This is a genomic window from Terriglobales bacterium, assembly GCA_035624475.1.
Lineage (GTDB): Bacteria > Acidobacteriota > Terriglobia > Terriglobales > Acidobacteriaceae > DASPRL01.
This window is the reverse complement of sequence record DASPRL010000002.1, coordinates 1-13,579: the sequence shown is the minus strand read 5'-3', so window position 1 is coordinate 13,579 and position 13,579 is coordinate 1. Positions and strand designations below refer to the sequence as shown.

Here is a 13,579-nt window from a genome sequence, read left to right as displayed (position 1 = left end):
CTCGCGGTAGATCTCGAACATGATCTTGTCGGATTCCATGATGAGGAGACTATTGTAACAAGTCGCCTGCCAGTTCCCGGTTCCCAGTTCCCAGCTCCCGGTTGAGAGCGATGACGCCATCCCGCTGGGCGGGATGGCGAGCACAGGCGGGTCGCCTGTGCCACACGGTGGCGGCAAGATACCGCACGACGGCCGGCCGGACGCCGCCGCTACCACAACAGAATCCCCTCCGCGAAGCGGAGGGGATTCTTGCGGTTAGCAATGATTCTTAAAGCAATCCTTGACTAGTCGCCGGCGACCATTTCGTGGTCGACGGGGGCGGGCGGCGCGATCTGCACCAGGCGGTTGGGATCGCCCATGCCCTCGGCGCCGCGGTGCCGTTCGGCCACGGCCAGCTCGGCGCGCAACTGCTCCTCGAACTTGCGAAGCTGCTCCTCGATGGTGAGCTGCTTCTGCCGGTTGCGCACCATGTCCTCGCGGTAGCGCTTCAGGAAGTAGCCGATGGTCTCGACGCGGATCTTGATGGAGCCCGAGGGCTTGTTCTCGTCGATGTCCTTGAAGCAGAAGTACGGCGTGCCGGAGTGCTCCACGATCTCCTCCACCACGGTGTAGATGGGGGCGTCGTGGCCGCACTTGAAGCTGGAGAGCTCCAGGGCCACCAGGTTGGGGTGGCGGGCGATGTACTTGGCCGCCCACACCTTGCGGGTGGTGTTCTCGGAGTAGGAGTTCTTCCAGGCGTCGGCGACGTCGAGGGGGTGCTGGATGATGCCGGCACGCACCTCGTCGCCGAAGAGCTTCCAGATGATCTCGTCGTCCAGGGGCAGCGAATCCTGGGAGAAGACGGGGTAGCCGAGCTTCTGGAACTCCTCCAGGATCTCGTGGTTGATGCCGGGATCGTTGTGGTAGGGGCGGCCCAGGAGCACGATGCCCAGCTTGTCTTCGGTTTCCAGGCGCTGCAGCACCTCGCGGGCGGTGCCGCGCATGATGTCCATCTCGAACTTGCGCATGGCCTCCATGCCCGCTTCCACGGCGCGGAAGTTCTCCTCCTCGCTCAGGCCCAGGATGTCCTTCCAGTCGTCGTACATCTGGCGGTGGGCCATCTTGGGGTCATCGAGGCAGATGAGGGTGTCCTTCCAGACCACGCCCTTCTCCTTGAACATGTCGCCTTCCTTGGTGAAGGCGGCCTTGACCGAGGCGGGAGTGGCGGTGACGGTGGGGCAGGCGCGCGCCGACTGGGTATTGAGCAGGAAGGTGGGCAGCGAGTCGATCATGGGGAAGAAGACCACGTCGAGCTGCTTCTTGGGGTGCACCGAGTAGAGCAGGTTGTGGACGTGGGGGATGCCGACCTTGGAGGGGAAGCAGGGGTCGATGGCGCCGCGCTTGGCGCCTTCCTTGTAGAGCTGCTCGCTGGTGTACTCGGACCAGAGCAGGTTCTCGGCGGTGAGCCCGAGGGCCTCGAAGTAGGCGGTGAAGAAGGGCCCGCAGGAGTACATATTCAGGGCCTTGGGCATGCCGATCTTGAGTTCGGCGCGCTTCTTCATCAGTTCGACGCGCTTCTTCTGGGCGGCGGTGAAGGCGTGCTTGGGCAAGGGATCGGCGACCACGGGCGGCTCGTAGCTCTTGAAGGCGGCCTTGGCGGCGATCTCGACCAGGTTGGGGTTCTCCTTCTTGATGGCGTCGATGTTGCCCTTGATGACGCGCATCTCCTCGACGTTCTCCACCGTGCCCTTCTCGCAGGTAGCGATGATGAGGCGCTGGGCGCCCTGGGTGAGCGGCACCTTGGTCTTGACCGGGGGCTTGTAATTGGGATTGGGGACGGCGGTCTTGACGTCGATGAAGGTGCGCAGGCACTTGTTCTTGCAGAAGTAGCAGCGCGTGTCCTCGTTGCGGGTGGTGGTGTAGGTGATGGAGGCGATGTTGTCGAGGCCGACGAACTCGGTCCGCTTGCCGTTCTCCCACAGGCGCACGGCTTCGAAGGCGCAGCCGATGGCGCCGGCCTCGCCGCAGTGCTGGTGGACGATGACCTCGGGCTGGACGTCCTTGCCCTTGAAGCGGGACTCGATGAAATCCACCTGCGACTTCACGGCGGCCAGGTTGTGCTGGGTGCCGCCCTGGAGGATGAACTTGCGTCCGATGGAGGCCAGGTTGGGGATCTGCGAGACGTAGAGCCAGATGTTCTTGGGCAGCACGTTGCAGAGGCCGGCCATGATCTCTTCCGGTTTCCAGCCCTGGCGCTGGAAGTCCACGATGTCCGACTGCATGAAGACGGCGCAGCCGTAGCCGAACTGGGGATAGCCCTTGGCGTTGAAGGCGATGTCGGCGAACTCCTCCACCTTGAAGCCGAAGCCCTCGCAGGTGCCCTGCAGGAAGTAGCCGTTGCCGGCCGAGCACTGGGTGTTGAGCTTGAAGTCCTTCACGCGGCCGTCGCGCAGGATGATGATCTTGATGTCCTGGCCGCCCACGTCGCAGATGACGTCGGCGTCGGGATAGAAGTGGAGGGCGGCCTGGGTGTGGGCCACGGTCTCGACCAGGGCCACGTCGGCGCCCACCGCGTCCTTCAGGATGTCCTTGGCGTAGCCGGTGGTGCCCACGCCCAGGATGTTCAGGGTAGCGCCCTGATCGGTGACCTGCTTGGCCACCTTGGCGATGACTTCCTGGGTATCCTCGATGGGATTGCCGCGGGAGAGCTGATAGGTCTTGCACAGGATGTTGCGGTCCTTGTCCACCAGCACGGCCTTGGTGGAGGTGGAGCCGCCGTCGATGCCGAGGAAGCCCTCGATCACCTGCCCCGCGGTGAAGGTGGCGGGCGCGAACTTCTTCTTGGTGTACTTCTGCTTGAAGGCGTCGAGTTCCTCGGGGCTCTTGGCCAAGGCCTGGGCGCCGCCCTTCTTGGCCTTCTCCTGGGCGCGGCCCTCGGTGATGTACCACTGCAGCTTCTCGTGACCCAGGTAGACGCCGATGCCGGGGTCTTCCTGCTTGCCGAACTCGACCGCGCCGATGCAGGCGAAGTACTGGGCGTTGTCAGGGGTCTTGATCAGGGTCTCGGGATCGACGCCCTCGGGCAGCGGGTAGTTGCGCTCCTCCCAGATCTTGGGGATGTTGGCCTTCCAGCAATCGCGCATTCCCTTGATGTAGCAGTTGGGCCCGCCCAGCAGCAGCACGGTGGGACGCAGGGTGTTGCCGCGGGTCAGCACGGAGAGGTTCTGCTGGATGATGGACTCGAAGAGCGAGGCCATGAGCTCGTCCGGGGGCACGCCCTGCTTCTGCAGGCCGTTGATGTCGGTCTCGGCGAAGACGCCGCACTTGCCGGCCACGGGGTGGAGCTTCAGGCCCTTGTAGCCCATCTCGCAAAGCTGCTCGGAAGGGATGCGCAGCTTGGCGTTGATCTTGTCGATGACCGCGCCGGTGCCGCCCGCGCACTTGTCGTTCATGGAGGGCAGCTTCTTCTTCTTGCCGGTCTCGGGGTCTTCCTTGAAGATGATGATCTTGGCGTCCTGACCGCCCAGCTCGATGACCGAGCCGCACTCGGGATAGAGCTTCTCGACGGCGAGCGAGACCGCGTTGACTTCCTGGACGAACTTGGCGCCGATGTGCTTGCCCACGGTGGAGCCGCCCGAGCCGGTGATGAAGGCGCGGAAGTTCTCGGCGGGGGTGGCGGGGAAGTCCTGGGCGATCTGTTGCAGCATCTCCAGGGCCTTCTCCGGCTGCTTGGTCTCGTGGCGCTGGTAGTCCTGCCAGAGGATCTCGTCGGTCTCGCCGTCGACGACGACGACCTTGACGGTGGTCGAGCCCACGTCCACACCCATCCACAGCAGTTCGTAGCGCTTGGTGCGGTCGGCTTTGTCGGTCAGTCCGGACATTCGATCTCCTAAAGAACTTTCACCACAAAGGGCACAAAGGTCACACGAAGGTCACAAAGGGACCTCAGTGCGCGTCCGCGTGGTAGGGCACCTTCTGCCCCATCTGCTCGGCCACGTGGATGGCGAAATTCGCGGCGGTGCCGATCACGCCCTTGTACTTGGGCACCTGGTAGAGGGCGTGGGACATCTCCGGGTGCTGCGCAACGTAGGCGCGCAGATCGTCGGCGCTCTTGCCCAGCTTCTCCAGCACGTCCTTGAACTCGTTCTTGGCCTTGACCTTGGCCTCGCCCAGGGCCATCTGCACGCGGCTGTGGGCGTTGATCTCGCCCTCGCCCGAGGTCTCGATGGGCAGGAAGATCATGTCCTTGTAGTGCGCCACCACCGCGGACTGGGCACCGTCGGACTGCGTGGAAGGCATGCAGCCGAAGGGCTTCAGCGAGAGCACCATGTGGCAGAGCTCTTTGTTGGAGTAGTAAATGTTCTTGGCGACCTCCAGGTGGCCTTCGCCGCCGCCGGCGCGCGAGTTGTAGTAGGGGTGGCCGAGGCGCTGCAATTCGTACTGGTTGACCAGCTTGTGGGCGGTGCCGCCCAGGGCGTCGAGGATGCGGTGGTACTCGCGGGCGAAGATGATCTCGGCCGCCTTCAGCTTCATGAGCTTGTTGCGGTAGTTCCACTCGATCTTGGCCTGCTTGTCCAGCCGCCACGCCGGAGGCAGGACCACACCCTCCTCCATGCCCTTGGTGTCGCGGATCTTCTGCACCACCTGGTGGATCATGTACATGATCCAGGTGCCGATGGGCTCGACGATGATCTGCGCTCCCTCGCGCACCAGGAAGCTGAACATGTTGAAGTTGCCGTCGCCCTCGGTGGTCTGGGCCCAGAACTCGCCGGTGATCTTGACGGTGGGCTTCACCTTGAGGCGGTCCACAGGGATGGAGTGGAAGCGGTCGCGCACGTGGTTGAGGGCCACGATGTACTCGTCGCTGTAGAGCTGGTTGAGGAACTTGCCCAGGTACTGGACGGTGCCCTTCATGGGGATCTTGCTGGCCATCTTGCCCAGCTTGCTCTCGATGGTCCAGGGAGACTTCTTCTTGAGCACCTCGTGCATGTAATCGATGCACTCGTCGAGCACGGCGTCGGTCTCGCCGGCGTTCAACTCGTAGGGGCGGACCTGGTGGGCCACTTCGTTGATGAGGTCGCCCATGTTGAGGGCGTTGAGCAGGTTGAGGAAGAAGTCGAGGTTCATCTCCAGGCCGGCCTCGGCGTCGGACTGGTCCAGTCCGCCGGACTGCTGGAAGAGCATGACCCGGAAGCCGTCGTAGCCGGCGTTACGCAGGGCCAGGCGGTACTCGGCCTCATACATCCCGAAGCGGCAGGGGCCGCAGGCGCCCGCGGTCAGGAAGATGTAGTTGTTGATGATGTCTTCCCGCTTCATCCCCGCCTCTTCCAGCTGCTGCAGGTACTGCACCAGGTTGCCGACGGTGAAGTAGGTGGGATTGCACTGGCCGTTGTTGCCGTACTCCTTGCCCAACTGGAAGGCCTTGACGTCGGGAGTGGGCACGACCTCGGTCTTGTAGCCCAAGCCTTCCAGGGCGCCGAGCACGAGTTTTTCGTGCTTCCAGGTCAGCCCGCCGAAGAGCAGGGTGGTGCGGTGGCGCTGCTCCTTGGTGAAGGGGCGCTCGATGGGCTTGTGGAAGTGGTGCACGGTCTTGTGCACGACCCCGGCTTCCTGCTCCAGGCGGGCGCGCTCTTCGGCCACGCGGGCGCGGATAGTCTCTTCCAGGGAGGTGATCTGCACCAGGTTGGGATTGGTGACCGGAGTCGTCGTCGTGCTCATACTCCACCTTCCGTCCCGCTGAGCGGGAACCATGAGATTGGGGCGTGACAGGGCCCCCACCGTGTCGCCCGACATTGTTTCCCGGATCGGGAGGGGCGGCTAAGTGTTTGCAGCGAATGGGGAAAAAGGGTGGTTTAAGTGTCCGTTCCCCCGACGGACGGGAGCCTGCCCTTTGCGGTCAACAACTTACGTCCCTACCCCACCGAAGGCGGAGGAGCGAGGGCCCGCTTCCCTTCTGGTATAGTGGGGCCGCCCCAAGGGCAACGTCTTCCTAGCAAGGAGTTCTGTATGGCCAAGAGCGTGAACAAGGTCATCCTCATCGGCAACCTGGGCAAGGACCCGGAGCTGAAGTACACGCCCAGCGGCACGCCGGTGGCGAAGTTCAGCCTCGCCACCAACGAGCGCTACAAGGACAAGAACGGGGAGTGGCAGGACCGCACCGAGTGGCACAACATCACCTGCTGGCAGCGGACGGCGGAGATCGCCGCCGAGTACCTGAAGAAGGGGCGCACGGTGTACATCGAAGGGCGGCTGCGCACCGATTCCTGGGAGGACAAGAACACCCACGAGAAGAAATACCGCACCGAGATCGTGTGCAACGACCTGGTGCTGCTGGGCGGACCCGGCGGGGGCGGAGGCGGCGAGGGTGGCGGCGGGCGCGGGCGCGGCGCCGAGCGCAACGAGATGGACCAGCGCGTCCCCGAGCCCGAGCCCCAGCCCCAGCCCTCGAAGGCGGAGATCACGGACGAGGACATTCCGTTCTAGACGTCAGACCTCGGACGTCAGACGGCAGTCACCGACAGTTTTCGTAGAAGACGTCGGACATGCCGGCGGGCTTGCAGGCGCCGGAGAGCAGGCGCTGGATGCGCGCGACCCGGTCGGCGTTCCGCTCGGGATGGCTGCGCACGTGGAACTCGTTGGGGCCGACCACCATCGCCACCAGCGCCAGGTATTCTTCGTCACTCAGTTGCGCAAAGGGCTTGTTGAAGTAGGCGCGGGCGGCGGCGTCAAAGCCGTGGATCTCCTTTCCCTGCCAGTTTCCCAGGTAAACCGAATTGAGATAGAGATGGAGCTGGTCCTGCTTCGAGACCTGGCGGTCGAAGACCAGGGCGATCAAGCTCTGCTTCCACTTGGCCAGGCCGGGGCGGAAGTGCGCGAAATAGAGCTGCTTGACCAGGGCCTGGGTGATGGTGGTGTAGCCGGCGCCGGGAGTGGTGAGATCGACGCCGTGGTGGGAGTAAAAGCCCGGGTCCTCGACGGCGAGCAGCATGTGCAGGCGCTCGGACGACAGGTCCCCGGGGCGCAGCGGTGTCCAGTACTGGCGGCGAGCCTGCTCCATGATTTGCGGGGTCTTCCGGGAAGCATCCGCGACAATCCACGCTGAATAAAGGGTCAACGTCAGAACGGGGGCCAGAACGGCCAGGATGAGGAACTTCTTGCGGCGAGACTTCGGCATGGGCTGGGCCCTCCGACTTGCGATGTCCGCCGCGATCGCCGCTCAGGGTACAGCACGGGGACGCCGGGCGGCAAGCGCGCTGGGCCGGTTGTTTATAATGCCGGCATGGACGAGCAAGAGTTCAGGCGACGGGCGGACGCGGCGCTGGAAGCGCTGAAGGCGGCGCTGATCGCGGCCGAGGAAGAGGCGGGCATCGAGGTCGAGGAGCAGGCGGGAGCGCTGCACATCAGCTTCGAAGAGCCGCCGGCCAAGTTCGTCATCTCGCCCAACTCCGCCGCGCGCCAGATCTGGATCTCGGCACTCTCTACCAGCTTCAAGCTGGACCCGGCGGAGGAAGGATTCGTGCTGGCGAAGACGGGCGAGAAGCTGAAGACGCTGGTGGCGCGGCTGATCGGCGAGCAGCTCGGTGGCGTCCCGGTGGAGCTCTAAGGTTTCAAAGTTTCAAGGTTTCAGAGTTTCAAGGTTAAGATTCCCGAATGGACGCACGGCGCCGGGTCAGGGTCACCTGTCTTGCTCTGTACTTGCTGGCGCAGACCCTCTTCGTCGTGCGCGTGGCCCAGCCCTCCAGCTATGTCTTCGATGAATTCCACTACGTCCCTGCCGCCAAGGCCTACCTCAGCCTGACCAACAACCGCAACTGGGAGCATCCGCCGCTGGGCAAGTACTTCATCGGGGCGGGCATTGCCCTGCTGGGGGACGAGGCCCTGGGCTGGCGCTTCTTCTCCACCGTCTTCGGCGCCCTGATCGTGGTGGGCATGTACCTGTGGGCGCTGGCCATCTTCCGCGAGCCGCGGCTGGCGGTGTGGGTGGCGCTGATCACCCTGGTGGACCAGTACCTCTACGTGATGGCGCGCATCGCCATGCTCGACGTGTTCATGGTGTGCTTCATGGTGTGGGGGCTGGCGGCGTTCTCGGCGGCCTGGGAGAGCGGGCGCGACGCGGCCAGCACGCGCCGCCTGCTGCGGTTCGCCGGGGCCATGTTCGGGCTGGCCACCGCCGTCAAATGGGAAGGGCTGGCGGCCTGGGGAAGCTGCTGGCTGCTGCTGGTGGGAGTGCGGGTGCTGCGGGGCACGGGAGCGGTCCCACAAACCCCGGTCCCCGCGGCGGCCGACGAGCCCTGGCACGCCGCCGACCTGTGGCAGCGGGTGGGCGGGCGCTATCTGGTGCTCGCCTTCGGCCTCCTCCCGCTGGCGCTCTATTGCGTCACCTTCCTTCCCTTCCTGGCATTGAAGTGGGGCCCGGACAACACCCTACTGGGCATCCTGAGGCTGCAGCGGGCGATCCTGCTCGGCCACCTGCACGTCTCCGGGGTGCACATCTACGAGAGCCCCTGGTACACCTGGGCGCTGGGGCTGCGGCCGCAGTGGTTCGCCTGGGCCACCGACCCCGACAATCCGGTGTACGTGCGCGCCATCCTGCTGCTGGGCAATCCCCTGGTGATGTGGGCGGGCTTCGCCGCCGCCTTCGTGAGCCTGTGGAACTGGGTCCGGCGGGGGACGCGCGACGCCTTGCTGGTGACCGCCTGGTACTGGGGACTCTACCTGGCCTGGGCGGTGGTGCCGCGGCCGCTCACCTTCTACCACTACTACTTCGCGGCGGCCATGGCCCTGGGCCTGAACCTGGCCTACGTCTTCCGGCGCTATGAGCGCGGGCGGCTCTTCCCCGTGGTCTGGGCGCGCTGGGTCTTCCTGGCGGCCGCGGCGGTGGTGTTCGTCATCTTCTTCCCGGTGCTGGCGGCGCTGCGCATGCCGGGAGGGTGGTTCCCGAAATAAGAAGGGCGCGCCGCAGCGCGCCCTGAGAACCGCCGCCCCGCGGAGTTACTGCGGGCGGGTCGTGCCCCCGTCCTCGATGGGCGTGGGCGGAGGGGTAGGCGAAGGCGGCAAGGTGCCATGGCTGCCGCCGCTGGTGGAGAGGCCGACGGCGAGGCCGATGCCGATCACGCCCAGGCCGATCAGGATGTTGCGCAACAGGTTGTTGTTCCCGGCGCTCTCCCCGGTGCCTCCCAGGATCACGTTCGTATCCAGAATGCTCTGCTGCTGCTGGTCCGGAGGCGTGGGCTTGGGCCCGCTGGTGCTGCCGTCGGAGTTGATGGTGAACGTCTGCCCGGCGTTGATGGTGACGACGGTGCCGTCGGCCAGGGTGAGGGTGACCGTGCCGCTGTAGACGTACAGGGTCACGCTGCCGTCAGGATTGACGACCAGACCGAAATCGGTGCCCACCACGCCGGCCACCGCCTTGGGGGTCTTGACCTGGAACTTGCCCCCGGGCTTGGTGATAGCGACCACGCGGCTGCGCAGCTTGCCGTAATCGAGTTCGAGCTGGGTCTGCTGGGAGGCGGCGTCGTGCTGCACCACCTTCATCTCGGTGTCGGAGCCCAGGCTGAGGATGGAGCCGTCGCGCAGGTTGACGCGCATGCGGCCGGACTTGTCGGTCTTCAACACGTCGTTCCAGTACAGGTCGTCTTTGACCCGGGCGGCCGACGCGTTGCGGAAACCGGCAGGAATCAGGGCGCTGATCTGGCCCGCTTCCTGGGTGGCTTTGGAGGACGAGGAGCCCCCCTGCGGCTGCGACAGGACCGGAAGGGGAACCATCAGGACGGCAAGCAGGACAGCCAATGCCCGGTAGGGCAAGCTGAACGACGCGGTGGCTTTCATAGGTAGCCTCAAAAAACCGCCAGCAATAGGATACCGCACAAGCTGCGAACGCGGTATTGTCGTCGCGGGAACCGCCCTAAGTCAAGGGTTTCTATGCCCCCAAGGCGGATGGGGGCCTCAGGCCCGGGGCGCCAGCCTCTGCTTGAGGTGGGCGGCGATCTGGCGGCCGTGGAAGCGCCCATTCTCGATGAAGATCTCATTGGTGCGCGAGCCCGCCACGATCACTCCCGCCACGTACAGCCCGGGGATGTTGGTCTCGAAGCTCTCGGGATCGCAGAGGGGGCGGTTCTCGCCGGGGGCGAGCTGGATGCCCAGGGCGCGCAGGAAGTCGAAGTCGGGGTGGTAGCCGGTGAGGGCGAAGACGAAGTCGTTCTTCAGGCGCAGCTCGCCCTCGGGGGTCTGCAGCAGGACGGTGTCGGGATGGATGGAGCGCACGCTGCTGCGGAAGCGGGCGGCGATCTCGCCGTTCTTGATGCGGTTCTCCAGGTCGGGGCGCACCCAGTACTTGATGTGCTCGTGCAGCCCGGGACCGCGGTGCACCAGGGTGACGCGGGCGCCGTGCCGCCACAGGTCGAGGGCGGCCTCGGCGGCGGAGTTCTTCCCGCCCACCACCAGCACGTCCATGCCGTAGAAGGGATGAGGCTCGCGATAGTAGTGGAAGACCTTGGGCAGCTCCTCCCCGGGCACGCCCAGCAGGTTGGGAAGATCGTAGTAGCCGGTGGCCACCACCAGCTTGCGGGCGCGGTAGGCGTGGTCCTGGCCGTGACGGTCGTGGGTGAGGACGCGGAAGTCGCCATCGTGGCCGCTGACCTGCTCCACCCGCTGGTAGAGGCGGGTGTCGAGACAGTAGCGCTCGGCCACCTTGCGGTAGTACTCGAGGGCCTCCTGGCGGGTGGGCTTCTGGTGGGCGCTGGCGAAGGGGATGTCGCCGATCTCCAGCAGCTCGGGGGTGGTGAAGAAGACCATGTCGGCGGGATAGCGGAAGATGGAGTTGACCAGGCAGCCTTTGTCCACCAGCACAGGGCGCAGGCCGGCCTTCTGCGCCTCGATGGCGCAGGCCAGGCCGGTGGGCCCGGCGCCGATGATGAGGAGGTCGAAGATGGGGTCGGCGGGCATGAGGACCTAGCCTTAGATTCAGGCTTCGCGCGCGCGGATGCAAGTAGCTGGTAGCTAGTAGCTAAGGAGGATGGGGCGTACAATTTTCTGTTGCCATCGAGTACGCATTCCCAGGAGAACGATATGGCAAGCACGGTGGAAGCGGCCAAGCAGACGCGGGTCGAGTCCGACAGCATGGGCACCATCGAAGTGCCGGCGAACGTGTACTGGGGAGCGCAGACGCAGCGCTCGCTGCTGCACTTCAACATCGGGCGCGACCGGATGCCGCCGGAGCTGATCCGCGCCTTCGGCATCCTCAAGAAGGCGTGCGCGCTGGTCAACCAGGACCTGGGCAAGCTCTCTGCCGACAAGGCCAAGCTCATCGTCGAGGCGGCCGACGAGGTCATCGCGGGCAAGCTCGACGACCAGTTCCCGCTCAGGATCTGGCAGACGGGCTCGGGCACGCAGACCAACATGAACGTGAATGAGGTCATCTCCAACCGCGCCATCGAGCTGGCCGGAGGCGTGCTGGGCTCGAAGAAGCCCATCCATCCCAACGACGACGTGAACCTGTCGCAGTCGTCGAACGACACTTTCCCCGCGGCCATGCACATCGCGGCGGCGGAGCGGGTGGAGCGGGCGCTGATCCCCGCCATCGAGAGCGTGCGCCAAGCCATCGCCGCCAAGGCCAAGGAGTTCGACGGCATCGTCAAGATCGGCCGCACCCACCTGCAGGACGCGGTGCCGCTCACCCTGGGACAGGAGTTCGGAGGCTGGGCCGCGCTGCTGGAGCGCGACCTCGCGCGGCTGAAGCAGGCGCTGACGGGCCTGTACGACCTGGCCATCGGCGGGACGGCCGTGGGCACCGGGCTGAACGCGCATCCGGAATTCGCGGAGCGGGCCGCGAAGAAGATCGCGGAACTGACCGGGCTCCCCTTCCGCTCGCATCCCAACAAGTTCGCGGCGCTCTCGGCGCACGACGAGATCGTCTTCGCGCAGGGGGCGCTGGCCACGCTGGCAGCCTCGCTGATGAAGATCTCCAACGACATCCGCTGGCTGGCCTCGGGGCCGCGCTGCGGGCTGGGCGAACTGGCCATCCCCGAGAACGAGCCCGGCTCCTCCATCATGCCGGGCAAGGTCAACCCCACCCAGTGCGAGGCCATGACCATGGTGTGCGTGCAGGTGCAGGGCGCCACCGCGGCGGTGGGCTTCGCCGGCTCCCAGGGCAACTTCGAGCTCAACGTCTTCAAGCCGGTGATGATCTACAACTTCCTGCACTCGGTGACGCTGCTCAGCGACGCCTGCCACGGCTACGTGGAGTACATGCTGAAGGGCATCGAGGTGGACCGCGCCAAGGTGGAGTGGTACGTGAAGAACTCGCTCATGCTGGTGACCGCGCTGACTCCCAAGATCGGCTACGACAAGGCAGCCAAGGTGGCGCACACCGCGCACGTGGAGCACTCCAGCCTGCGCGAGGCGGCGCTCAAGCTGGGGTACCTCACCGGAGAAGAGTTTGACGCGATCGTGAAGCCGGAGAGGATGACCAAGCCGTAACTCAGTTTCTAGTTTCTCGTTTCTAGTTTCTAGTTTCGAGAAGAGCGCGCCCGGTCGGGCGCGCTTTTTATTGCTCCGGCACCAGGGCCAGGGTAATGGTGGCCTTGGCCACCAGCTTCTCGCCGGAGGGAGCCGCGGCGAAGATCTCCGACTCGGCCACGGCCAGCATCTTCCCCGCGCGCAGCACGTGACTCCAGCAGCGCAGCCCATCGCCCACCGCCGGGCGCAGAAAATTGATCTTGAACTCGACCGTGAGCACTTCCTGGTCCAGCCCCACGGCGCCGCGGGCGGCGCAGCCTCCGGTGTGGTCGGCCATGGTAGCGAGGACCCCGGCATGGACGAGGCCGTGCTGCTGGAGGTGGCGCGCGGCCAACTGCAGCCGCGTCTCGCAGCCGTCCTCCTGCACGCGGGTCAGCTCGATCCCCAGGTCGCGGACGAAGTTGGCGTTATCAAAGATCTTGCGGACTTTCGCGGTGCGCAGCGGATCCATGGCTAGCTGATGCCGCGAGCAGACTCCGGATGCAAATCTTCGCGCCGCGATGGGTTCGCCGAATCGTCATCCGGCACACCGCTATTGCTTCTTGGCGGGCTCCCAGAGCTCGATGCGGTTGCCCTCGGGGTCGAGGATCCAGGCGAAGCGCCCGTAGTCGTAGTCCTCGCGGCCCAGGACCTGGATGCCCTCGGCACGCAGGGCCGTCACCAACGCGTCCAGGTCCTCCACCCGGTAGTTGAGCATGAAGGCGGCCTGGCTGGGCTCGAAGTACTTGGTGTCCCGGGGAAAGAGCGACCAGAGGGTCATGCCTTCCTTGCCGCCCTCCTCCTCGCGCCAGGGAAAGACCACGGCCTGGGTCTGCTGGTTGCGCTTCAGGCCCAGGTGCTTCTCGTACCAGGCGTAGAGCTGCTCCGGGTTGTCGGACTTGAAGAAGATGCCGCCGATGCCGGTGACGCGCTTCATGAGAGACAGTTTCTAGTTTCTCGTTTCTAGTTGCAAGTCGTTCCTGCGCTACTGCTCGGCGGCGACCTGGAACTGCTCGATCTTGCCGCCGTCGGGAAGGTCGCGCAAGGTGATGCGCACGCTCTTGGACTGGAACTTCACCAGGTAGGCGCGGAAGCCCATGCCGCC

Annotated in this window: 11 protein-coding genes; 4 read left to right on the top strand and 7 right to left on the bottom strand. The window is 65.3% G+C overall.

Going from position 1 to position 13,579, the window contains the following annotated elements; all coding sequences use genetic code 11:
- Positions 1–284: 284 nt before the first annotated feature.
- Positions 285–3,860 (bottom strand): BadF/BadG/BcrA/BcrD ATPase family protein, encoded by a 3,576-nt coding sequence (locus VEG08_00175; protein HXZ26392.1) that lies wholly within the window; start codon positions 3,858–3,860, stop codon positions 285–287.
- A gap of 64 nt (positions 3,861–3,924) precedes the next feature.
- Complete coding sequence (locus tag VEG08_00170) at positions 3,925–5,697, bottom strand: hypothetical protein (protein ID HXZ26391.1); 1,773 nt, start codon at positions 5,695–5,697, stop codon at positions 3,925–3,927.
- Positions 5,698–5,985: 288 nt separating this feature from the next.
- Here VEG08_00170 and VEG08_00165 point away from each other — a divergent pair, with 288 nt between their 5' ends.
- Positions 5,986–6,462: a single-stranded DNA-binding protein gene (locus VEG08_00165; GenBank protein ID HXZ26390.1), complete on the top strand. Its 477-nt coding sequence runs from the start codon at positions 5,986–5,988 to the stop codon at positions 6,460–6,462.
- Between the two features lie 28 nt (positions 6,463–6,490).
- On the opposite strand, the gene VEG08_00160 is transcribed toward VEG08_00165, so the two are convergent.
- Positions 6,491–7,153 carry a biosynthetic peptidoglycan transglycosylase gene (locus VEG08_00160; GenBank protein ID HXZ26389.1) on the bottom strand — a complete coding sequence of 221 codons (663 nt, stop codon included), beginning with the start codon at positions 7,151–7,153 and terminating at the stop codon, positions 6,491–6,493.
- Positions 7,154–7,258: 105 nt separating this feature from the next.
- Between VEG08_00160 and cyaY the strand changes: the two genes are divergently transcribed.
- Both cyaY and VEG08_00150 read left to right on the top strand, forming a co-directional pair.
- Positions 7,259–7,582, top strand: a complete 324-nt coding sequence (cyaY, locus tag VEG08_00155; protein ID HXZ26388.1) for an iron donor protein CyaY — start codon at positions 7,259–7,261, stop codon at positions 7,580–7,582.
- Between the two features lie 47 nt (positions 7,583–7,629).
- The gene (locus VEG08_00150) at positions 7,630–8,925 is read left to right on the top strand and encodes a phospholipid carrier-dependent glycosyltransferase (protein ID HXZ26387.1); all 1,296 of its coding nucleotides are present in this window, start codon (positions 7,630–7,632) and stop codon (positions 8,923–8,925) included.
- Between the two features lie 45 nt (positions 8,926–8,970).
- Here VEG08_00150 and VEG08_00145 read toward each other — a convergent pair whose 3' ends face one another.
- Together VEG08_00145 and VEG08_00140 are read right to left on the bottom strand one after the other, a co-directional pair.
- On the bottom strand, positions 8,971–9,807 hold the full coding sequence (locus VEG08_00145; GenBank protein ID HXZ26386.1) for a FecR family protein: 837 nt from the start codon (positions 9,805–9,807) through the stop codon (positions 8,971–8,973).
- Between the two features lie 117 nt (positions 9,808–9,924).
- On the bottom strand, positions 9,925–10,923 hold the full coding sequence (locus VEG08_00140) for a YpdA family putative bacillithiol disulfide reductase (protein ID HXZ26385.1): 999 nt from the start codon (positions 10,921–10,923) through the stop codon (positions 9,925–9,927).
- Positions 10,924–11,046: 123 nt separating this feature from the next.
- On the opposite strand from VEG08_00140, the gene fumC reads away from it, so the two are divergent.
- Positions 11,047–12,456 (top strand): class II fumarate hydratase, encoded by a 1,410-nt coding sequence (gene fumC / locus VEG08_00135; protein HXZ26384.1) that lies wholly within the window; start codon positions 11,047–11,049, stop codon positions 12,454–12,456.
- 67 nt (positions 12,457–12,523) lie between these two features.
- Here fumC and VEG08_00130 read toward each other — a convergent pair whose 3' ends face one another.
- Both VEG08_00130 and VEG08_00125 read right to left on the bottom strand, forming a co-directional pair.
- Positions 12,524–12,946 (bottom strand): PaaI family thioesterase, encoded by a 423-nt coding sequence (locus VEG08_00130; protein HXZ26383.1) that lies wholly within the window; start codon positions 12,944–12,946, stop codon positions 12,524–12,526.
- Between the two features lie 81 nt (positions 12,947–13,027).
- A complete protein-coding gene (locus VEG08_00125; GenBank protein ID HXZ26382.1) occupies positions 13,028–13,411 on the bottom strand; it encodes a VOC family protein in 384 nt (127 codons plus the stop codon).
- Between the last annotated feature and the right edge of the window lie 168 nt (positions 13,412–13,579).